This window comes from Lentzea alba (assembly GCF_047445655.1).
Lineage (GTDB): Bacteria > Actinomycetota > Actinomycetes > Mycobacteriales > Pseudonocardiaceae > Lentzea > Lentzea alba_A.
In genome coordinates, this window is record NZ_JAJAEG010000034.1 from 59,133 (window position 1) to 79,813 (window position 20,681).

Below are 20,681 nucleotides of genomic sequence, written 5' to 3' on the forward strand. Positions count from 1 at the left end.
GCCCCGGCCGTGACTAGCGGCGGAACAGCGGCCGCGGGTCGACCGCCCACACCACCTTGCGCCACCAGGAAGCCTTGCGCCGCACCGCCTTCTTGACCTGACGGGCCAGCCGCCAGCTGTTCTCGGGCGGTCCTGGGTGCGGTGCCGGGGCGAACGCGGCCTGATCAACCACGGCCGCCAGCCGCTGCCCTGCCTCGCCCCACTCGCGCCCGATGTCCGGCACCGTGCGGCTCGGCCGGGGCCGCAACCCGGCCAGCTGCAACGAGTCCAGCACCTCGTGCCACGCGCCTACCGGCCCCGCTCCCCGCAACCGCACGCGGCGCGCGGTTCGGGCCGCGTACAGCGCGACCAGGAGCAACAACGGTGTCAGCACCCAGAACGGAAAGCCCTGGGGTGTCGGAGGAGCCGCGACAGCGTCCGGTGCGACGGCCGTCGGTTGCACCAGAGGTGGCACGGACGCCAGGGAGGTGGGCGTTGGCTTGGCGGTGGTGGAGGCGAGGCGGTTCAGCACCTCGCGCTTCGACGCGGCGGACGGGCCGCTGCCGTTGCCCGACACCGGGTCGAACGCCACCCAGCCCCAGCCGGTGAAGTACACCTCCGGCCAGGCGGTGGCGTCGGCGGCGCGCACGATTCGTTCGCCGTTCTCCTCGGGCACCGGCTGGAAGCCGACCACGACGCGCGTCGGCAGGCCGACCGCACGCGCCAGCACCGCGTAGGCCGAGGCGAACTGCTCTGCCGTGCCGGCACCGGCGCCGGATTCGCCCGCGTCGCCGAACAAGAACGTCTCCAGCCGCGCGTACGACGATCCGACCGGGGCCTCCGCGTCCGGCCTGCGGTTGAGGCGCACGACCTGTTCCAGTGCAACGGCCTTCTCATAGGGCGTGCGGGCGTTCTGCGTGGCCTGGCGGGCGTACTCGGCCAACGTGAAGGGCAACCGCGGCAGCGCGGTGTACCTGGTCGCGTCGGCGGGCACCGAAGCCGAAGCCAGATCGGCGTCCGCCGGCGTCTCCACCACACCGCGCACGGTGTAGCTCAGGCCCGCGCGCACGCCCTCGGCCACCACCAGCGAACCCGTGTCCGGGTCGACCATCGCGTCGCTCAGCGACACCGCCTGCGGCTTGCCCACGCCGGGCAGCCACTCGCCCTCCAGCCCGGTGATGCGCAGGTCGGCGCTCGCGTCCTGGAACTTGCCGCCGGTGGGCAGGTCCGGTGGGTCCACGACGCCGAGCGGCCCGTACGTGCTGGCCGCCTCCCACGACGCCCCCGAGTAACGGCTCAGCGTCACCAGGCGCACCGGCACCTCGGGCCCGCGCATCCGGAACAGCTCCGTCTCCCCCTGCGCCGCCCACGCGGCCAGCTGAGGCAACGGATTGGCGATCGCCACGTCGGTGACCGGCGGCGTGACCAGCTTGCGGGGTTCAAAACCGTTGGTGGGCAACACGATCGTCAGCAACGTCAACGCGGCCAGCGCGGTCGCCAGCACAGCGGGCGGCACGACGGGGCCGCGGCGGTCGATGATCAGCCAGCCCAGCGCCAGCAACACGACCAGCAACAGCGCGACCAAGCCGTAGCGGTCGGCCCGCCCGGTGGTGAGCAGCGCCGCCGACACGTACAGAACCGCGGCACCCAAAGCAGGAACGAACAGAGCCGTGCCGCGCTTGGTCACCGACAGCACCGTCACCGTCGAGACGCCGATGATCAGCAGCAGACCCGGCACGAGCAGCTCGGGCGTGGCAGGCGCGGGGCGGGCGGCGGTGAGCAGGCGGGGAACGGTGTCGAGCAGCACCCACGTCGGGTCACGGTCCGGCGAGGCGCCACGAGCCGCGAAGAACCCGCCCGCCATCGCGAGCACCATCACGGCGAGACCCGCGAGGCCGGCCGGCACGAGACGCTTCAGCAGCAGGGCGAGGAATCCGGCGAAGGCCGCCAGTCCGAAGTAGACGATGGCACCGTCCCACGCCTGGGATAGCTGAAGAGAGCCGACGAGGAGAACCGCGGCAACCCATGCGAACTTCATCGCGACACCACCACAGCACCACAACCGACAACCGCCCGCGCAGCCACCCGCGCCGACCTCACCGCGCCATCACCAGCCGCGCCCGCGACACCACCAGCCGACCCCGCGAACCTCACCATGCCACTATCGGCAACCCGCGCGACGCTCACCACGCCACCACTGGCAACCCGCGCGCACTTCATCGCGACACCACCGCGTTCCACGCGTCGACCAGGTCCTCCGCCCGAGCGCCGCTGATCACCAGCACCGACCCGAGCGCACTCGCCGGACGCTTCTCGTCCACGACCAGCACGGTGCCGAAAGCAGCCCGCCCGGCCTCCAGCACCAGGGCGGGCACGGTCGCGCCGCTGACCACGGCCACCACGTCGAGGTCGCGCACCGGCACGGTCGGGCGGCCGTCGACGTCCTGCAGCTCCAGGTCGGCCAGCGCGGACAGGATCGGCGCCGAGTCCTGGTTCTCCTCCAGATCGGTGCCGCCGGAAGAGGTCAGCAGCCGCACCGGATGGCCCTGCTCCAGAGCCGAGGTGATCAACGAGGCGGCGACCTCGACCGCTTCCTCGAAGCGTTGCTCTTCGGCGTAAGAACCGCGGCTGTCGTCCAGCAGCACGGCCAGGTGCGGTCGAGCGGGGTCGGCGTCCTCGCGGATCATCAACGTGCCGGTGCGCGCGGACGTCGCCCAGTGCAGGCGCCGCAGGTCGTCGCCCGGCACGTACTCGCGCAGCCCCACCAGGTCCGTGCCGCCGCGTTCGACGCGTTCGTCGGCGCCGACCTGGCCTCGACGGGCGCCGGAAGGCAGGCCGCGGACGGGCAGCACGCGCGGCACCACCCGCACCTGGACCACCTCGCCCAGCACGGTCCTGGCCTGCGCGAGACCGGCCAAACCCTTGCGGCGCAACGTCAGCGGGCCGACGTCGAACACGCCGCGCCGCGACGTCGGGATCGCGTACTCCACGGCCTCCACAGAACCCGGGCGAAGAAGCGGCACGTCCACCGGCGAAGGTGCGCCGGCCACCATGTCCACCGCGTCCAGCGCCACCGGCCAGCGTCCGGTGGCCGACAGCTCCAACCGGCCACTGCAGCGCGCCAGGCGAGGCACGGTGCGCGGCCGCACGGTCCGCGACACCGTCAGCGGTGAGGCGACCAGCACGGACACGATCGACGCGACGACCAGGGCGACCAGAGCCAGGCCGAACGCCGCCATGCCCGCGTAGCGCCACCACAGACCGACGCCGAGCATCAGCAGGCCCAGCACCGCGGTTCCGGTGCCGCGCAGGGTGAGTCTCATTGCGCGGCGGGCTTGGGGACCGGCACCCGCGAGAGCACGTCGGCCAGCACCTCGGACGCCGTCACGCCGGCCAGCACGCTCTCCCGCGTCAGCACCAGGCGGTGGGCCAGCACCGGGTCCGCGATGTCCTGGACGTCCTGCGGCACCACGAAATGCCGCCCCTTCGACGCCGCGTACACCTGCGCGCACCGGACCAGGGTCCGCAGACCACGCGTCGAGGTGCCCAGCCGCAGCCGTTCGTCGGTCCGGGTGCCCGCGCCCAGACCGGAGACGTACTCCAGGATCGGGTCCGCCACGTGCAACAACGAAAGCCGCTGACTGAAAGCGCTTACCTCGCGCGGTGACGTCACGGTCCGCACGTCGGCGATCCGGCCGGCGCCACTGCCCGGACGCAGCACGTCCAGCTCGTCGGACAACGACGGATACCCGATCGAGGTCCGCAGCATGAACCGGTCGAGCTGCGCCTCGGGCAACCGGTACGTGCCGTCGAGGTCGATCGGGTTCTGCGTCGCCACCACGAGGAACGGGTCCGGCACCGCGTGCCCGACGCCGTCGATCGTGACGGTCCGCTCCTCCATGACCTCCAGCAGCGCCGACTGGGTCTTGGCCGCCGCCCGGTTGATCTCGTCCGCCAGCACGATGTTCGCGAACACCGGACCCGGCCGGAACCGGATCTGCCCCGTCTGCGGGTCGTAGACCGACGTGCCGGTGACGTCCGACGGCAGCAGGTCAGGCGTGAACTGCACGCGCCGCGACAAGCCACCCAAAGCACCGGCCACGGCACGGGCCAGCGTCGTCTTTCCCGTGCCCGGCACGTCTTCCAGCAGCACGTGGCCGCCGGCGAACATCGCCACCAGCACCAGGTCGACGACGTCGCGCTTGCCGCGCACGGCGCTCTCGACCGCGTCACCGAGCCTGGTGTGCAGGTCGCGGAACGCCGAAACCTCACCGGTGTCGATCACTTGTCCTCTTCTCTCCGTACACCGATGCGCAGCAGGAACGCGCTCACCAGCAGACCAAGACCGCCCGCACCCATCGGTGCCGTCTCCACCCCGGCGGGCGCCATGCGCGGCACGCACGTCGGCTTGCCCGCGCACTCGTCGAGGATGTAGATCGCGTTCTTCACCGCCGAGTCGACCTGACCGCCGCCGTTCGCCGCGTAGGCGCGCACGACGATCGCGTTGCTGCCCTCCTCCAGGTCGATCGACGCCGTGGTGGCGTTGCACGGGATGCCCACCTGGTAGCCCTGCGTCCTGTTCACGACCTCGCAGCGCCCGTTGTGGTTCGCCCAGTCCGCCGGCGGCGCCATGTTCACCCGGCGCGTCGGCACACTCCGCCCACCTGTGAGCGACGTGATCACCACGGCACCCGCACTCGGTAACGACGGCGGTGGCGGAGGTGGCGGCGGAGTAGTCGTCGTCGTCACCGGTGGCGGAGGCGGCGGCGGAGGCGGCGTGGTCGTCGTGGTGGTCGGCGGTGGCGGAGGCGGCGGGTTGTTCGGCGGCGTCACCGTGAACGACGCCATCCCCGCGGCACCGGCGGCAGCAGCCGTCGAAGCGCGCACGGTCACGTCCAGCCTGCCGTTGGTGCAGAACGTGGAACCCGTGCAGGGCAACGACAAGTCAGCCGAGGTACCGGTCACCTGGGTCGACACCGAACCGCCCGAGAACGAGCCGGAGCCCGCCACGGTGTAGCCCACGACCGGGTCGACCGACGTGACCGCGTTCCACGACACCGTCACGACCAGCGCGGAAGCGTTGCGGGACTTCTCCCGCACCGTCACGCCGGCCGGCGCTGCAGGCCCGCCCGAAGACGACGGTGGCGGCTGCGCGGAAGACGACGAGGACGGCGGAGCGGGAGGATCGTCGCTCGGACCGTTGCCGGGGTTGCGCGGCGGCTTCACCGGCTCGTTCGGGTTCGGCGGCGGGGGCGGCGGCACCGACGGCGGCGGCGAGCGGTCCGGGTCCTTCACCGGCAGCTCGGGGCTGCGGATCGTCAACGACCGCGTGTCGCCGTCGGAGTCGACCAGCACCCCCGTCGAGGAGCCCGGCACGTTCACGAACAACCGGCCGTCGTCGAACACCAGCTCGGGGTCCGCCCCGCCGGACGTCCGCACGTCGTCGCCACCGCGGTTACCCGACCGGTCGAGGATGATGACCTTGCCGGATCCCTTGCAGGGCACGTAGACCTTGTCGCGGAACACCGCGGGACGACCCGGCTTCGGGCAGCCCATCGCACCGACGTCGACGCGTAAGACCTGCCCGTCGACGACCAGCACGACCACCGACGAGTCCGACACGGACGCCGGCACCAGATCCGCCGGCGACGTCAGAGCGGCGACCACCTCGGCGTCGGTGCGCTCGGTCGACCTCGACACGTCCTCACCAGTGCCGTCGCGAACCACGACACCGCCGTCGAGACCGATCAGCGTCACGCCCTGGTCGTGCGGCACCAGCACGGTTCGCGGCCCGGCACCGGAGATCTGCCGGTTCGAACGCTCGTCGAACCGCTCCTCGTCCTCGGACCAGTCCAGCGACCGCAACGTGCCGCCGTGGTCGACCACCCACAGCACGCCGCGCTCGTCCACGACCGCGTCGGCGAGCGGCTGCCCGGCCTCCCACGGCTGCCCGACATCGGCCAGCGTCAAGGGATCCGCGGTGTGCACCTTGCCCGAGGCGCGGTCGACGACGAACACCATCCCGTTCGCCACCAGCACCTTGCTCGACGCACCCGGCGGCGCCTGCCGGCGACCGGAGGCGAGCAGGGTCGCGAGGTCGATGACAGTGATCTCGCCGGTGCGCCGGTTGAGGATGATCAGGCGACCGTCCTCCTGGGCGATCTCCAGCTGCGAGTCCGGCCCGCTGACTTGCAGGCGCGTCTGCGGTTTGCCCGACACCGGGTTCACCTGCACGACTTCACCGCGCTGGTCGTCGCCCAACCAGGTGAGCCCGTCCGACACCGCCACGGAGGTGCGCGAGATGCCCTGCCCCAGCGCGGCGCCCGCGAGCACCAGCACGCCGAGCAGTGCCGCGACGAAACTCGCCGACTCCCGCCCTCCACCGGAAACAATGCGTCTGATCCGGTGCCACCAAACCATGTGCGCCTCCCTCGCCCGCCGGGGATGCTAACCCCCGACTCTGACAACTTCGGACGGCGCACAGTTCCCGGATCGCCGCCTCAACCGATCGGCAGACATCAGGAACACTGATGACGGGGTCTGACACTTTCGGATCCTGAATGACGCTCCCCCAAACCGATCAACACATAGGGCAGAGTGGACGCATGGAGATCCCCGGCATGGGACTGGCGAAGCAGGCGCTGGGCACCGCGATCAACACCGCGATCGACACCACGACGGCCGTGGCAGCGGTCCCCGGCCGCGTGCTCGGCCTGATCGGTGAGGTCGAGCAGCTGGTCCGCAAGGTCAACGGCACGGTCGACGAGATCAACGCGATCATCACGAAGGCCGATGTGCTCGTCGAACGCACCGGCCACGTCGTCGCGGACGCGGAGAAGGCCGTCGACGAGGTCCGCGCGATCACCGCGAGCGCCGGCGACGTCGCCGAGCGGGCGGCCCAGGTCGTGGCGACCGCCGGCCACACCGCGCACACGGCGAACGAGCTGATCGGGCTGTACGAGCCGATCGCCAAGCAGGCGCAGCCGCTGGCGAAGCGGTTCGTGGAGGAGCTCTCCCCGCACGAGATCGAGGCCGCGATCAAGCTGGTCGACGAGCTGCCGGTGCTGACCGAGCACCTGACGAACGACATCCTGCCGATCCTGTCGACGCTCGACCGGGTGGGCCCGGAGGTCCACCAGCTGCTCGAAGTCACCAGCGACATGCGCCAGGCCATCCTCGGCATCCCCGGCTTCGGTTTCATGCGCCGCCGCGGCGAGAAAAAAGAAGAGGAAGAAGGTGTGAGGCCGGTCGAAAACGGGTAGCCCACCCGCATGACCGCCGACGCACGCGAAGATCAACTGACCTGGTGGCTGCTCAGCAGCGTTTTCGGACTCCTGTGCTTGATCAACATCGGACTCGCCCTCACCGAGAGAACCACGTGGCCCTACGTGCTCGCGGCGTTACTCCTCGCCGCGAGCACGTGGAGCGCCAGACACGCCCTCAGGCCTTCCCCGTCTTCTGCTGGGTCAGGTTCGACGGCGCTCCGAACCGGAACGGCCGCACCCGATAGGTCGCGGTTTTCTCGTCTGGGAGTGTGATCACCCCGTACGAGGTCGTGTCCGGGTCGAGCTGCACGGCGACCCGGAAGTCCGCCGCGCCGGCCGGCCTGACCTCGATCAGGTACCCGTCCTCGCCGGAGGCCTGGTCCTCCCACGTGAACAGGATCCCGTTGGCGTGCTTCACCTCCGCCTTCAGGTTCTTCGGCGCGGCCTCGGCCGAGGACACGGGGTGCGTGCCCCCGCCGTCCTTGCGCGCGGCCGTCCAGTCCGGCCCCTCGATCTCCGGCACCTCGTCACCCGGCGGCAACGCGATGTCCACAGTGGCCGAAGCGGGCCCGCTGAACGGCCGGACCCGGTAGTAGAACTCGGTTTCCGGGATCAGGTCCGGGTGTTCGAAGGAGTTCTTCGACGGTGGCGCGAACTCCAGCACCACGTAGTCGCCGTCGGCCGCGTTCGCGTACTCGACGACCTGTCCAGCCGTTCCCGCCTCGGGACGCCAGTGCAGCGTCACGTCGGTCGGCGAGGTCAGCTCGGACGTCAGCACGGGGTCCTGCTGTTCCTGGCCGCAGGCAGCCAGGAACAGCAGGAACACCAGACTGGTGGTGCGTGCGATCACTTGCGCCAGAACCGGATGTTGCTCCACACGACCGTCGCCGGGCCCTGACCGCTGGCGGTCCGGTACGCGCCGAACTTGTCGTAGAAGCTGCTGCCCGAGCTCGCGTAGGTGTGCTTGCGCGAGCCGTTGATGTACGTGCGGTGCTCGTTGCCCACGTTGTGCACGGTGTTCACGCGCACGGTCGTGCCCACGGTCGCCCCGGTGGCGATGGTCGCGCCACCGTGCACGGCGTACAGCCGGCCGCCGCGTTCGACGGCCATCATCCAGAACGGTCCCGCGTTCGAGCCGTCCCGGAACGTCTGCTTGAGACTGATGCGGGTGCCGCCGAGACTCGTGATCCGGAAGCTCCCCTCGAACTGACGCGTGCCGCCGGTGTAAGTGGCGTACCGGCGTTCTGCACGCTGGTCACCGCTCGCGGTGGAGCAGGAGAGCCGGAACTCGAGGCCGCTGACCGTGCCGCAGCCGCGTTGCTGAACGCTGAACGACGGCGACTCACTGGTCCACGGCCCGGTTTCCACCTGCGCCTGGGCGGGAGAGCCCGCCACGAGCAGTGCGGCTGCCGCTGCGATCCCCGCGACGGTGCGGAGTCGTTTGGACATACCGATACCTCCTCAAGACGTGCTGAAGACAGCACGTTTTCTCAGGGGGCGGTATCGGGAGCGTATCGGATAATGATCTGATGTTCGACCTCCACCGTCTGCGATTGTTGCGCGAACTTTCCCAAAGGGGCACGCTCGCGGCCGTCGCGCAGGCGCTGAACTACAGCCCGTCGTCGGTGTCGCAGCAGTTGTCGCTGCTGGAGACCGAGGTCGGTGTGCCGCTGCTGGAGCCGGTCGGAAGACGGGTGAAGCTCACCCCGCAGGCCGAGATCCTGGTGCGCCACACCGAAGAGGTGCTGACGCGGCTGGAACAGGCCGAGTCGGAGGTCGCCGCGTCGCTGCACGAGATCACCGGGACGCTGAGGGTCGCGACGTTCCAGACCGCGGCGCTGGCGTTGATCCCGGCGACGTTGGCACGCATGAGAGATGAGCATCCGTCACTTCGGATCGAGTTCCAGGTCCTCGATCCGGCGGAGGCGCTCTCGGGCCTGAACGCCCGCGACTTCGACCTCGTGTTCCTGGAGGAGTGGCCGGACCAGCCGGAGCCCCGGTTCCCCGGCCTGGAGTACCGGGAGCTGTGCCGGGACCCGATCAGGCTGGCCGTCCCACGTGGACTGCCGATCGCCGAGGCCGCGGCGTTCCCGTGGATCATGGAGACCGTCGGCATGCCGCAGCGGACCTTCAACACGAACTGGTGCCGCCATCAGGGTTTCGAGCCGGACGTGCGGTTCGCCTCGATCGACGTCCTGGTGAAGCTGCGGTTCGTGGAACGGGGACTCGCGGTCGCGCTCCTGCCCGACCTGGTCTGGTACGACCGCGAGATCACCGTCGATCTGCACGAGCTCCCCGTTCCCCAGTCCCGCTTGTTGTTCACTGCGGCACGGGCAGGACGAGGTCAGCATCCCGCTGTGCGGGCGTTTCGCGAGGCGCTGGCGCTTTCCGTAGCGCCGCTCCAACTCCCGCGATGATCACCAACGCGATGGCGCACAACGAGATCACGCTCAGGTGCTGTCCCAGCAGCAACGCTCCCGCGAGCGCGGCCGCCGCGGGTTCGAGCGCGAGCACCACGCCGAACGTGCTGGCCTGCAACGTCTTGAGCGCCCTGATCTCCAGGGTGTACGGGATCGCGGACGCCAGCAACGCCACCAACGTGCCCAGCAGCAGGATCTTGGGCTCGAACAACGTCGTGCCTGCCGTCGAGAGCCCGTACGGCAACGTGAGCGCCGCCGCGATCAGGCTTGCGCCCGCAAGGCCGCCGGTCCCGAGCCCCGCCGTCGCGAGCTTGCGCCCGGCCAGCACGTAACACGCCCAGAACACCGCCGCGAGCAGCGCGAGCACGACACCGATCATGTCCAGGCTGGCCCCGGTGTACTCGCGCACGCCCAGCACGACCACGCCGGCCAGCGCCAGCCCGACCCACACGAAGTCCCTGGCCCGCCTGCTCAGGATCGCCGCGAGCCCGAGCGGCCCGAGGAACTCGATCGTCACCGCGACACCGAGCGGAATCCGGTCGAGTGCCAGGTAGAACGTGCCGTTCATGCCGGCCATCGTCATACCGAGCACGAGCGTCTCCTGGCGGAACTTCGGCCGCACCACGACGGCCAGCATCAACGCCGCGATGCCGAGCCGCAGCGCCGTCGCACCGGGCGCCCCGATCTGCCCGAAGAGCTGACTCGCGAACGCCGCGCCGAACTGCAGTGAGATGACCGAACCGAGGACCAGGAAGACCGCCATGCACTACAGCGTTGTTGACCAGGTCCCATCGGTACAGCGAATGTTTATGAGCGATATCGTTCGGTTTTACCGAACGTTTAGACTGGTCGTGCGATGAGACGCAAACCTTCCTCCCCTCTCCCCCAGCGCAACGGCCTGGACGCGGCCCGGTTGAGGCTGCCCGCCGAGGGCCCGTGGCTGTCCCTGCGCGACCACCTGGTCGAACGCCTGCCGCGGGTGGACCCGGCGCGGATCGAGGAGATGCTGCGCGACGAACGGATCTGGGACGTCTCCGGGCCGCTGGGCATCGACACGCCGTTCACGCCCGACACCTACATCTGGTTCCACCGCGACCTGCCCGTCGAGGTTCCGGTGCCGTTCGAGGTGGGCGTCGTGTACCAGGACGACGACATCGTGGTCGCCGACAAGCCGCACTTCCTCGCCACGATCCCGCGCGGTCAGCACATCATGCAGACCGCCCTGGTGAAGCTGCGCGACTCGCTCGGCCTGCCCGACCTCTCCCCCGCGCACCGCCTGGACCGGGTCACGGCCGGGCTGGTGTTGTTCGTGGTGCGGCGCGAGGTGCGCGGCAAGTACCAGACGATGTTCCGCGATCGGTTGGTGCAGAAGGAATACGAGGCGATCGCACCGTACTCGCCCTCGTTGGAGCTGCCCCGTGTGGTGCGCTCGCGGATCATCAAGGAACGCGGCATCATCACCGCGTTCGAGGAGGACGGCACCCCGAACGCCGAGACGCACGTGTCCCTTGTGGAGCATCGGAACGGCCTGGGGCGGTACAGGTTGAGCCCGCTGACCGGCCGCACCCACCAGCTGCGTCTGCACATGTCCGGGCTCGGGGTGCCGATCGTCAACGACGACTTCTACCCGGTGCTGAAGGAGCGTCCGCTCGACGACTTCTCCTCACCCCTGCAGCTGCTGGCCCGCACGCTGTCCTTTGTGGACCCGCTGTCGGGCGAGGAACGCTCCTTCACGTCAAGACTGAAACTCTCCGCCTGGGGCGAAGGCTGAGCCGAGCCGCAAAGGCCCAATGTCCGCATGGGTCGAGGTAATGGTGACGCGCCCTGCCAACGCAACCACGCAGGCAAGGCGACCGCCCGCACGCCAGGCGACCCCTCCGCTGGAACCGGCGGCCAGCCCACGCAAGCCGGCCCGCGCCAGCCGACCCCGCGCCTGGTCATGAGACGTGCGTGCGCCGGCTCTCGATCGGCTGCGGTTCCCAGATCCGGTTCATCCGCTCGAGCAACCGCCGGGCGAGCGCGCTCATCGCCGGATGGGTCTCGGTGAACCCCGCCACCACCCGCGCCCGGAACATCAACCGGCCGCGTGCGGTCGTGCTGTACCAGAACCAGTCCTCGTCGACGACCCTGGCGAGGTGGTCGGTGCCGTCCCGTTCGGCCCGCTGCACCAGCGCATCACCCTGCACCAGCCACCTCACGCAGGCGTCCTCCAGCGGCTCGGCCCGGCCGCGTTCGGAGAAGTAGGCCTGCTCGGCGGCCTCCCGCAGCTCTTTCGGTGTCTCGGACACAGTCGCGCAGGTCGGGAAACCCATCCGCAGGTACACCAGCTCGGTCAGCCCGTCGCCGAGCATCGCACCTTCGAGGTCGACGAACCGGGCCCCGCGTTCGGTGTACATGTCGTTGCCCGGACACGGGTCGCCGTGCAGGAGGTCGAACCTGCCGGTGTCGGTGAACGCCAGCTCGGTCTCCGCGTCCCCGATCTCCACCTCCAGCGCGCGCGCGAACCGCAGGAACGGCTCCGGATCAGGAACCTCCTGGCGCGGCAGGACTCCGGCGTGCTCGGGACCCGTGGCCTGGTGCAGCCGGGCGAGTCCGCGGGCGTAGTCGACCACCCAGTCCTCGTCGAACGGGTGGGACGGCAGCCGCTCCATCACGACCGTCCGGGTGTCCGGGTCGACGTCGAGGACCCGCGGCACCATGCCGGTGTGCTCGGCCAGCCGCAGCGCGGTGATCTCGCGGGTGAAGGCGGCCGCATCGCCGATGACCTGCTTGACGATGCGGTCGCCGTCCGCCCACACGTTGGACCGCTGACTGCTTTCGAGGAGTTCCACGCCTCCAGTATCAGGCCAGGGTCAGTGCGTACAGCTCCACTCGCGGATCATCGGGCAGCGTCACCGAACGGACCGTCTTCGCAGGATCCAGCCGCAAAGACTGCCCGAACAACCGGACCGGCGGTCCGTCGATCCCCTGCCCCGCCTTGATCCGGTGCGGCATCTCCAGCACGGCCGGGCCGCCACCGGCCCAGTCCGGCACCGACGCGGTCACCTCGGCCGAACTCCCGTCGGTGTACCAAACGGTGAACGCGGCGGACACCGGCCCGTTGTGCGAGGCACCCACGACGTGCAGCCACGAGAACTGCCCGCCGGGCAACAACAATCCCTGGCCCCGAGCCTCGACGAAGTTCGGCGCCACACCGGTCGGATCCGGCGCCTGGTAGGTGATCCCGCCCCACGTCACGGGCCCGGCAGGAGGCAGCAGCGCCGCGTCGTAGCTCCAGCCGCCACCGTCGAAGTTGCCGGAAGCAGGCTCCGCGACCGACGCCGTGCCGTCGTGGTTCCGTTCTGGCGCAACGTCCACCGAACACGACGCGAACGCGCACACCGCGGCCGGCTTGACCTCGACCACGGCCTTCAAGGTCACATCACCGACGGCGACACCGACTTCGTAGGACCCGACCGCCACTCCGGCCGGCACCGACACCGTCAACGGCACGGTCTTCTGCGTCGGCAGATGCCGCGACACGATCACGAACGGCGCAGCACCGCTCACCTTCCACCCGTCAGGCGCCGACACGACGGGCCGGACGGACATCCCGGAAGGCGACTGCGCGAGAACGTCGAGCTGCAACGTCAGCGACTGCGCGGAATCCGACGTGGGCATGACGATCTCGGAGTTCCGCAGAGAAGCCGACAGCTCACGCCGCGAGTCCAGGTTGCCGTCGTTCAGCGATGGCGGCTCGTCCGAACGCCCGGTACCCCACGACGAGGGCTGCGAAGACACCTCGTACGCCAGCTTCCCGCCGCGTTGCAACGAAGACCAGTCGAGCCAGGTCTTCCGCACATCACGCCCGTTCAACGAAGCCGACCTGACATACCGAACCGAGTCGGAAACCCCAGGCGCGGCAACGGTCAGAACCCCGCCCTGCGACCCGTGCTGTCCGATTCGGACGGTCGCGGACGGGAACTGCGGCGACGACAGGGCGAGGAAACCGGACCCGTTGAAGGTCGGGTACAGGCCCAGCGAGGAGAAGACGTACCAGGCCGACATCGTGCCCAGGTCGTCGTTGCCGGTCATGCCGTCCGGACCCGTCGTGAACAACGTCATCGCCGCCCGCACGACCGTCGCGGTCTTCGACGGCGTGCCCGTCCACAGGTACATGTACGGCGCCAGCAGGTCCGGCTCGTTGTTCGGGTTGTAGGTGGGTTTGCCGTAGTAGTCGTACGGTTCGGTGATCCAGTCACGCCGCGCGGTACCCGCAGGATCCACCAAGAGCTTCTCGTAGGCGAAGAAGGCGTCGAGCCGCTTCTCCGTCGCACGGCGCCCGCCCATCAGCGACACCAGGCCGGCTGGGTCCTGCGGCACCAGCCACTGGTACTGGTAGGCGCCGCCCTCGTGGAACTGGTGCGACGCGTCCACCGGGTTGTACGGCGTCAGCCACGTACCCGCGACGGTCCGCGGCCGGAAGTGCCCGGTCGAGGAGTCCCAGAGATTGCGGTACCACTGGCCACGGTCAGCGAACAGCCGCGCGTCGGACCGATGGCCGAGACGACGAGCCATCAACGCCAGCGACGCATCGGCGGCCGCGTACTCCAGCGTGGCCGAGGCCGGGTGCACGCAGTCGTTGTCGCCGCCCTTGTGCGCGCAGTCCGTACCGAGTTTCAGGCCGGACGGGATGTACCCGCGATCCGCGTAATAGGTGACCCCGGAACGCCCGTTGTACGGAGAATCCGCTGGAGGCAAGGACAAAGCGTTCTTGCGCAGCAGTTGATAGGTCTCCTCCTCGAAACCGCGCAGCAACCCCTTGTCCCACGCTTCGACGAGGAACGGCGTCACCGGGTCACCGGTCATGATGTTGGTCTCGGAGGAGGCCAACGCCCAGCGCGGCAACCATCCTCCGTCACGTCCACTGGCCACAACGGACAGTGCGACGTCACGGGCCACGCGTGGTTCCAGGATCTGCAGCAACTGGTTCTGTGGTCTGTAGGTGTCCCACAACGAGAAGTTCTGGTACGGCGTGTAGCCCGAGGCGACCCGCACCTGACCGTCGAAGCCCATGTACCTGCCGTCGACGTCACCGGCGAGGTTCGGGTGCAGCACCGAGTGGTACAGCGCGGTGTAGAACGCGACCTGCCGGTCCCGCGCCCCGCCGGAGATCCGCACCGCGTCCAGCTGCTTGCGCCAGGTCTCCTTGGCAGCAGCCGTGACAGCGTCGAAGTCGTGGGAAGGAGCCTCCGCCGCGAGGTTCTTCCGCGCACCCTCGACCCCGGTGTACGACAGGCCGATCTTCAGCACCACGTCCCGGTCCGCCGACGCGTCGAACGTGACCCACGCGCCGTTCCCACCGGTGCCGGCGGCATCGCGGGAGCCCGGCGTGGGAACGTTTCCACGCCAGGAGCCGAACGCCGCGAAGGGCCGGTCGAACGAGGCCGTGAAGTAGACGGTGTGCTCGTCCTTGCCCGCGCAGAACCGGCCGTTGCGCACCCGGCCCTCGATGGTCCGGTCGCCGACGACGTGGATCTCGGAGTCGAGCACGGTCTGGTTCGAGCGCCCGGTGTTGAACAGGACGTTGGCCGCGCCGGAAGCGGGGAACGTGTAGCGCTGCCACCCGGTCCGCTGCGTGGCGGTGACCTCGGCGTTCACGCCGTACCGCGACAGCCCGACCCGGTAGTACCCGGGCTGCGCCGCCTCGTCCGAATGGCTGAAGGCCGACTTGTAGCCGTTGATGTCAACGTTGTCGACGGGCCCGACCGTCGGCATCACCGGCAGCTCGCCCATCACCCCGCAGCCCACTCCGGAGAGGTGAGTCTGCGAGAAGCCGTAGATGGACGTGGCCTTGTAGTCGTAGCCGCCCTGACCTCCCGTATCAGGGCTGACCTGCACCATTCCGAACGGCACCGAGGCGCCGGGGAAGGTGTTGCCGAAGTTCTGGGTACCGACGAAGGGATTCACGAGCGACGACGGGTCTGCGTCTGTTTGTGCCTGTGCAGGGACTGCTAGACCCAGTAACAGCCCGGCTACAACCAGTGTCCGCATGGAGGCAGTATTGTCTGATCGTCGCCGCCCCGACACCCATCGGAGGTCGGCGATGCGCGCATTAGCGGTAGCGTTGCTGCTTCTCGTCGCATTCACTCAACCGGCACACGCCGCCACCCTTGACACCGTCACCACGACGAGCGTCTACGGCTGCCTGCGCACCAACGGGGCGGGCGTGTACGACGCGACGGTCAACAAGACGTTCGTGACGTACTCGGGCACCAGGCACGACATCTACGTCAAGGCGTTCGACCACGCGGCGAACACGTGGTCCGCGGCGGTCAAGGTCGCCACGCTGAACCTGACGCACGACAACGCCTACCACGACTACCCGGTGCTGACGCAGCTCGGCGACGGCAGGCTCGCGATCTTCCGCGCCACGCACACGAGCTCGATGCAGTTCTACACCGCGCCCACACCGCGTTCGATCACCGGCACGTGGACCGCGCGCACGATCTCCAACGACAAGAACACCTACCCCGAGCCGGTCGTCACCGGCAACACGATCCACCTGTTCTACAGCCACAACACGGACCTGTCGCACCCGTACCGCACGTACAAGATGATCAAGTCGACGGACAACGGCAGGACGTGGTCGGCGCCGCGCATGATCATCGACTCGGGCCGCACGGCAGACAGGTACGCCGAGGTGTACGCGTTCGGCGTGACGCAGCGCAGCGGCCGCATCTACCTGACCTGGTCGATGCACGGCGGCCCCAAGGGCCACAACGGCGGCGGCAAGAACATCTACGTCGCCTACTTCGACACGGCGTCCGGCACGCTGTCGACGGTCGGCGGCGCCACGCTCGGCAACACCGTCGACTCGGCGGACCTCGACAAGACCCGCGTCGTGACGACGAACCCGCTGGACCTGCCCGCGGACAAGGCACTGCCGGAGGAGAACCCGGTCACCGTGCCGCTGAACGACGGCTCGCTCGTGCTCGGCTACGGCGTCCACACCAGGACCAGCGCCAAGATCGTGCTCGCTCGCTTCGCCGGTGGGACTTGGACTTCCACGACCGTCGACACCTCGACGTCGCTGTTCAAGGACCTCGTCGCGAACGGCAGCAGCGTCGACTTCTCCTACGCCAGCGCGGACAAGAAGCGACTGCTGGTGAAGTCGTGGACGCCCGGCGGCGCGGTCACCTCCAAGCACGACCTGGCGGTGCCGTACTCGGCCGGCTCCGACACGACGTTCTACGCGAACTTCGTGGAGAACCGGCCGAGCGACCTGGTCGCGAACACGATCGACTACGAGACCCGCAAGACCAACCACACGGGCAAGTGGCCGGTGTTCTCACTGCGGGTTTAGCAGCGAACGTTGGTGTAAGCCGTGAAGTTGTCGTCCTGCTGGACGCTGACCATGCCGTAGGCAGCGGTGCACTGGGTGGTGGTGGCGGTCCGCTTGCTCCACAGCTCGACGGGAGCGAACTGGTCGCTGTTGCCACCCTTGTGGTCGTTCGGCGTCTTGTCGGTCGAGCTGCTGTAGATGCCGACCGCGGTCTGCGTGCCCCAGTAGCGTCCGGTGGCCCGGAAGCTCTCCCACACGTAGACGTAGGCCCAGTTGTACCCGCAGCCGGCGTACTGCTTCACCGACGCGATCCTGTCGCCGCGCCACTTGATGTACGCGGTCGACCCGATCTGCCCGGCGCTGGCGCAACCGGGCGCGGTCTCGGCGTTGGCGACACCCGGAGAAACGAAACCGAGCAGCACGAACGCGACGGCGATGATCCCTCTCTTCATGGAGCGATCGTCGCCGTTCGCGCTGACAACTCCCTGACACACGGGTATGCAGGTCTTATGCCCGTACAGCTCAACCACACCATCGTCCACACCACCGACCAGGAGCGCTCGGCGCGCTTCCTCACCGAGCTCCTCGACCTGCCCGAGCCGGTCCGCTTCGGACCGTTCCTCGTCGTCGAGGTCGCCAACGGCGTCTCGCTCGACTACATCACCAGCCAGGACCCGATCGCCGAGCAGCACTACGCGTTCCTGGTGAGCGAGGAGGAGTTCGACCAGATCTTCGGCCGCATCCAGGAACGCGGACTGGACTACTGGGCCGACCCGTTCCACTCGAAGCCCGGCGAGATCAACCACAACGACGGCGGGCGCGGCGTCTACTGGGACGACCCGGACGGCCACAACCTGGAGATCATCACGCGACCGTACGGCTCGGGCGCTTAATGGTATAGACCACAGGTTCCTCGCCGGACCCTCCAAGTGCTTTGGTGCCCTATGTAACGCAACGCGGGCGCGCCGAAGCTCTGAGGAGTGGTCGTCATGTCGAGAAACCGTTTCGTGGCACTGGTCGTCGCCCTGCTGGGCGTGCTCACGTTCGCCCAGCCGGCGGCGGCCGCGCAGTACGTGCTCACCCAGGCGCAGTTCAACCAGATGTTCCCGTCGCGCAACAGCTTCTACACCTACAGCGGCCTGACCTCCGCGATGAGCTCGTTCGGCTCGTTCGCCAACCAGGGCAGCGAAACGGTGAAAAGGCAGGAGCTCGCGGCGTTCCTCGCGAACGTCCACCACGAGACCGGCGGCCTGGTGCACATCGTCGAGCAGAACACGGCGAACTACCCGCACTACTGCGACTGGAGCCAGTCGTACGGGTGTCCCGCCGGGCAGTCCGCCTACTACGGCCGCGGTCCGATCCAGCTGTCGTGGAACTTCAACTACAAGGCCGCGGGCGACTACATCGGCCAGAACCTGCTGGGCAGCCCGAACCTCGTCGCCACCAACGCGACCATCTCCTGGAAGACCGCGCTCTGGTACTGGAACACCCAGAACGGGCCGGGCACCATGACCGCCCACAACGCCATGGTGAACCAGCGCGGGTTCGGCGAGACGATCCGCAGCATCAACGGCGCCATCGAGTGCAACGGCGGCGCGCCCGCCGCGGTGGCGAACCGGGTCGCCAAGTACCAGCAGTTCGCCGGCGTCTTCGGCGTCTCCCCGGGAGGCAACCTGTCCTGCTGATCGGTTCACATGCACAAAAGGTATAGACCACCTCTTGTGCTCGGAGTGTCAGGCCTGCCACCGTGAGAGCGGTAACACACAGTGGGCGCGCTGATGCTCTGAGGAGTTGGTCCCCATGTTCGGAACACGCGCCGCCGCCCTGATCGTCGCGCTGATCGGTGTTTTCACACTCGTTCAGCCGGCGACGGCGGCGCCGTTCATCGTCACTGAAGCGCAGTTCAACCGCATGTTCCCCAACCGCAACGCCTTCTACACCTACAGCGGCCTGAAGTCCGCGATGAACTCGTTCCAGTTCGCGAACCAAGGCAGTGACACGGTGAAGAAGCAGGAGTTCGCGGCCGCGATGGCGAACTTCTCCCACGAGACCGGCGGTCTCGTGTACATCAAGGAGATCAACCAGAGCGGCGACTACTGCGACGAGAGCAAGCCGTACGGCTGCCCCGCCGGGACGAGGCAGTACTACGGCCGCGGCCCGATCCAGCTGTCGTGGAACTTCAACTACAAGGCCGCGGGCGACTACATCGGCCAGAACCTGCTGGGCAACCCGAACCTGGTGTCCTCCAACGCGACCATCGCGTGGCGGACCGCCCTCTGGTACTGGATGACCCAGAACGGCCCCGGCACCATGACCGCGCACAACGCCATGCTGAACTCGCGCGGCTTCGGCCACACCATCTGGGCCATCAACGGATCGCTGGAGTGCAACGGCCGCAACCCCGGCCAGGTCGAGAGCCGCGTGTCGAAGTACCGGCAGTTCACCTCGATCATCGGCGTGACGCCGGGCGGCAACCTCTACTGCTGACCGGTTGAGAAGAACAGGTCTAGACCCTTGACTGGTCTGGACCACTGGTGCCAATCTCAGCGTTGTTCACATCCTTGATTCCTCGGGCGCGCAGACTCCAGGAGTGGGTGACCTTGCTGAGAAAACGCATCATGGCTTCCCTTGCGGCAGGCGTGATGGCAGCCGTGTTAGCCGTCATCACGCCGACCGCCGCCTCGCAGGCAGAGGTGTCGGCGCAGGCGTGCACGTACACCGACTGGGTACAGGGTCAGTGGTACACGACCGGCTCGATCGTGAGATTCGAAGGCGCGTACTACATCGCCGAGCACGACAATCCTGGTTACAGCCCAACGGTTTCCACCTGGTACTGGGAGCCGACGAACTGTGACGGCGGTGGAGGTGGCGGCGGCGGCACCTGCACGTTCACGGACTGGGTGCAGGGCAAGTGGTACGTCACCGGCAACATCGTCCGGTTCGAAGGCAACTACTACATCGCCGAGCACGACAATCCCGGTTACAGCCCAACGGTTTCCACCTGGTACTGGGAGCCGTACAACTGCAACGGCGGCGGCGGGGGCGGTGGTGGCGGCGGCAGCTTCGTCGTCAGCGAAGCCCAGTTCAACCAGATGTTCCCGTCCCGCAACAGCTTCTACACCTACAGCGGGCTCGTCGAGGCGATGAGCGCGTACCCCGGCTTCGCGAAGACGGGCAGCGACACGGTGAAGAAGCAGGAAGCGGCGGCGTTCCTCGCGAACGTCCACCACGAGACCGGCGGCCTGGTCCACATCAAGGAGATCTCGCCGGGCACGTACTGCGACTGGAGCAAGCCGTACGGCTGCCCCGCCGGCGCGGGCAACTACTACGGCCGCGGTCCGATCCAGCTGTCGTGGAACTTCAACTACTACACGGCGGGCCAGGCGCTCGGCATCGACCTGCTGAACCAGCCGTGGCTGGTGGAGCAGCAGGCGCCCATCGCGTGGAAGACGGGCCTCTGGTACTGGAACACGCAGACCGGCCCCGGCACCATGACCGGGCACAACGCGATGGTCAACGGAGCGGGCTTCGGCCAGACGATCCGCAGCATCAACGGGTCGCTGGAGTGCGACGGCCGCAACCCGGCACAGGTGCAGAGCCGCGTCACCAAGTACCAGCAGTTCGTCGGGATCCTCGGTGTGGCCGCCGGAGCAAACCTGTACTGCTAGGACTTGAGCTGTCCTAGTTCGGTCT

At 68.6% G+C, this 20,681-nt stretch carries 18 protein-coding genes; 8 read left to right on the top strand and 10 right to left on the bottom strand.

What is annotated here, in order from left to right; translation table 11 throughout:
- Positions 1–13 precede the first annotated feature (13 nt).
- The 4 genes from LFM09_RS40460 to LFM09_RS40475 all read right to left on the bottom strand — a co-directional run bounded on the left by LFM09_RS40460 (position 14) and on the right by LFM09_RS40475 (position 6,399).
- Positions 14–2,017 (bottom strand): transglutaminase domain-containing protein, encoded by a 2,004-nt coding sequence (locus LFM09_RS40460; RefSeq protein ID WP_414101938.1) that lies wholly within the window; start codon positions 2,015–2,017, stop codon positions 14–16.
- Positions 2,018–2,195: 178 nt separating this feature from the next.
- Complete coding sequence (locus LFM09_RS40465) at positions 2,196–3,302, bottom strand: DUF58 domain-containing protein (protein ID WP_414101939.1); 1,107 nt, start codon at positions 3,300–3,302, stop codon at positions 2,196–2,198.
- A complete protein-coding gene (locus tag LFM09_RS40470) occupies positions 3,299–4,264 on the bottom strand; it encodes an AAA family ATPase (protein ID WP_414101940.1) in 966 nt (321 codons plus the stop codon). Before LFM09_RS40470 ends, LFM09_RS40465 begins: the two co-directional genes overlap by 4 nt.
- On the bottom strand, positions 4,261–6,399 hold the full coding sequence (locus LFM09_RS40475; RefSeq protein ID WP_414101941.1) for a hypothetical protein: 2,139 nt from the start codon (positions 6,397–6,399) through the stop codon (positions 4,261–4,263). Before LFM09_RS40475 ends, LFM09_RS40470 begins: the two co-directional genes overlap by 4 nt.
- Before the next feature lie 185 nt (positions 6,400–6,584).
- Here LFM09_RS40475 and LFM09_RS40480 point away from each other — a divergent pair, with 185 nt between their 5' ends.
- Complete coding sequence (locus LFM09_RS40480) at positions 6,585–7,241, top strand: hypothetical protein (protein WP_414101942.1); 657 nt, start codon at positions 6,585–6,587, stop codon at positions 7,239–7,241.
- 178 nt (positions 7,242–7,419) lie between these two features.
- On the opposite strand, the gene LFM09_RS40485 is transcribed toward LFM09_RS40480, so the two are convergent.
- The gene (locus LFM09_RS40485; RefSeq protein ID WP_414101943.1) at positions 7,420–8,094 is read right to left on the bottom strand and encodes a fibronectin type III domain-containing protein; all 675 of its coding nucleotides are present in this window, start codon (positions 8,092–8,094) and stop codon (positions 7,420–7,422) included.
- Positions 8,091–8,693 (bottom strand): hypothetical protein, encoded by a 603-nt coding sequence (locus LFM09_RS40490; RefSeq protein ID WP_414101944.1) that lies wholly within the window; start codon positions 8,691–8,693, stop codon positions 8,091–8,093. Before LFM09_RS40490 ends, LFM09_RS40485 begins: the two co-directional genes overlap by 4 nt.
- Before the next feature lie 80 nt (positions 8,694–8,773).
- Here LFM09_RS40490 and LFM09_RS40495 point away from each other — a divergent pair, with 80 nt between their 5' ends.
- A complete protein-coding gene (locus LFM09_RS40495; protein WP_414101945.1) occupies positions 8,774–9,661 on the top strand; it encodes a LysR family transcriptional regulator in 888 nt (295 codons plus the stop codon).
- On the opposite strand, the gene LFM09_RS40500 is transcribed toward LFM09_RS40495, so the two are convergent.
- On the bottom strand, positions 9,564–10,427 hold the full coding sequence (locus tag LFM09_RS40500) for an EamA family transporter (protein WP_414101946.1): 864 nt from the start codon (positions 10,425–10,427) through the stop codon (positions 9,564–9,566). The two genes, LFM09_RS40495 and LFM09_RS40500, sit on opposite strands and share 98 nt — an antisense overlap.
- A gap of 93 nt (positions 10,428–10,520) precedes the next feature.
- Between LFM09_RS40500 and LFM09_RS40505 the strand changes: the two genes are divergently transcribed.
- The gene (locus LFM09_RS40505) at positions 10,521–11,435 is read left to right on the top strand and encodes an RluA family pseudouridine synthase (RefSeq protein WP_414101947.1); all 915 of its coding nucleotides are present in this window, start codon (positions 10,521–10,523) and stop codon (positions 11,433–11,435) included.
- Positions 11,436–11,601: 166 nt separating this feature from the next.
- Here the strand turns inward: LFM09_RS40505 and LFM09_RS40510 are convergent, their stop codons facing one another.
- Positions 11,602–12,495 (bottom strand): phosphotransferase family protein, encoded by an 894-nt coding sequence (locus LFM09_RS40510; RefSeq protein ID WP_414101948.1) that lies wholly within the window; start codon positions 12,493–12,495, stop codon positions 11,602–11,604.
- A gap of 10 nt (positions 12,496–12,505) precedes the next feature.
- Positions 12,506–15,697, bottom strand: coding sequence for a GH92 family glycosyl hydrolase (locus tag LFM09_RS40515; protein WP_414101949.1), 3,192 nt, complete (start codon positions 15,695–15,697; stop codon positions 12,506–12,508).
- Positions 15,698–15,749: 52 nt separating this feature from the next.
- Here LFM09_RS40515 and LFM09_RS40520 point away from each other — a divergent pair, with 52 nt between their 5' ends.
- Entirely contained in the window at positions 15,750–17,009 is a 1,260-nt protein-coding gene (locus LFM09_RS40520) for a BNR-4 repeat-containing protein (protein WP_414101950.1), read from the top strand.
- Here LFM09_RS40520 and LFM09_RS40525 read toward each other — a convergent pair.
- Complete coding sequence (locus LFM09_RS40525; protein WP_414101951.1) at positions 17,006–17,440, bottom strand: hypothetical protein; 435 nt, start codon at positions 17,438–17,440, stop codon at positions 17,006–17,008. The genes LFM09_RS40520 and LFM09_RS40525 overlap by 4 nt on opposite strands.
- Positions 17,441–17,497: 57 nt before the next feature.
- Here LFM09_RS40525 and LFM09_RS40530 point away from each other — a divergent pair, with 57 nt between their 5' ends.
- From LFM09_RS40530 to LFM09_RS40545, 4 genes are all read left to right on the top strand, one after another.
- Positions 17,498–17,881 carry a VOC family protein gene (locus LFM09_RS40530; RefSeq protein ID WP_414101952.1) on the top strand — a complete coding sequence of 128 codons (384 nt, stop codon included), beginning with the start codon at positions 17,498–17,500 and terminating at the stop codon, positions 17,879–17,881.
- Positions 17,882–17,977: 96 nt separating this feature from the next.
- Positions 17,978–18,673 carry a chitinase gene (locus LFM09_RS40535; protein WP_414101953.1) on the top strand — a complete coding sequence of 232 codons (696 nt, stop codon included), beginning with the start codon at positions 17,978–17,980 and terminating at the stop codon, positions 18,671–18,673.
- 115 nt (positions 18,674–18,788) lie between these two features.
- The gene (locus LFM09_RS40540; protein ID WP_414101954.1) at positions 18,789–19,475 is read left to right on the top strand and encodes a chitinase; all 687 of its coding nucleotides are present in this window, start codon (positions 18,789–18,791) and stop codon (positions 19,473–19,475) included.
- Positions 19,476–19,630: 155 nt separating this feature from the next.
- Entirely contained in the window at positions 19,631–20,656 is a 1,026-nt protein-coding gene (locus tag LFM09_RS40545; protein ID WP_414101955.1) for a chitinase, read from the top strand.
- Positions 20,657–20,681: the final 25 nt, after the last annotated feature.

Excerpts from the sequence above, each read along its gene's own strand:
- LFM09_RS40515 (WP_414101949.1), bottom strand. The coding sequence starts at position 15,697 with ATGCGGACACTGGTTGTAGCCGGGCTGTTACTGGGTCTAGCAGTCCCT.
- LFM09_RS40490 (WP_414101944.1), bottom strand. The coding sequence starts at position 8,693 with ATGTCCAAACGACTCCGCACCGTCGCGGGGATCGCAGCGGCAGCCGCA.
- LFM09_RS40525 (WP_414101951.1), bottom strand. The coding sequence starts at position 17,440 with ATGAAGAGAGGGATCATCGCCGTCGCGTTCGTGCTGCTCGGTTTCGTT.
- LFM09_RS40545 (WP_414101955.1), top strand. The coding sequence starts at position 19,631 with ATGGCAGCCGTGTTAGCCGTCATCACGCCGACCGCCGCCTCGCAGGCA.
- LFM09_RS40530 (WP_414101952.1), top strand. The coding sequence starts at position 17,498 with ATGCCCGTACAGCTCAACCACACCATCGTCCACACCACCGACCAGGAG.
- LFM09_RS40480 (WP_414101942.1), top strand. The coding sequence starts at position 6,585 with ATGGAGATCCCCGGCATGGGACTGGCGAAGCAGGCGCTGGGCACCGCG.
- LFM09_RS40540 (WP_414101954.1), top strand. The coding sequence starts at position 18,789 with ATGTTCGGAACACGCGCCGCCGCCCTGATCGTCGCGCTGATCGGTGTT.
- LFM09_RS40460 (WP_414101938.1), bottom strand. The coding sequence starts at position 2,017 with ATGAAGTTCGCATGGGTTGCCGCGGTTCTCCTCGTCGGCTCTCTTCAG.
- LFM09_RS40475 (WP_414101941.1), bottom strand. The coding sequence starts at position 6,399 with ATGGTTTGGTGGCACCGGATCAGACGCATTGTTTCCGGTGGAGGGCGG.
- LFM09_RS40520 (WP_414101950.1), top strand. The coding sequence starts at position 15,750 with ATGCGCGCATTAGCGGTAGCGTTGCTGCTTCTCGTCGCATTCACTCAA.
- LFM09_RS40535 (WP_414101953.1), top strand. The coding sequence starts at position 17,978 with ATGTCGAGAAACCGTTTCGTGGCACTGGTCGTCGCCCTGCTGGGCGTG.
- LFM09_RS40500 (WP_414101946.1), bottom strand. The coding sequence starts at position 10,427 with ATGGCGGTCTTCCTGGTCCTCGGTTCGGTCATCTCACTGCAGTTCGGC.
- LFM09_RS40465 (WP_414101939.1), bottom strand. The coding sequence starts at position 3,302 with ATGAGACTCACCCTGCGCGGCACCGGAACCGCGGTGCTGGGCCTGCTG.
- LFM09_RS40495 (WP_414101945.1), top strand. The coding sequence starts at position 8,774 with ATGTTCGACCTCCACCGTCTGCGATTGTTGCGCGAACTTTCCCAAAGG.
- LFM09_RS40505 (WP_414101947.1), top strand. The coding sequence starts at position 10,521 with ATGAGACGCAAACCTTCCTCCCCTCTCCCCCAGCGCAACGGCCTGGAC.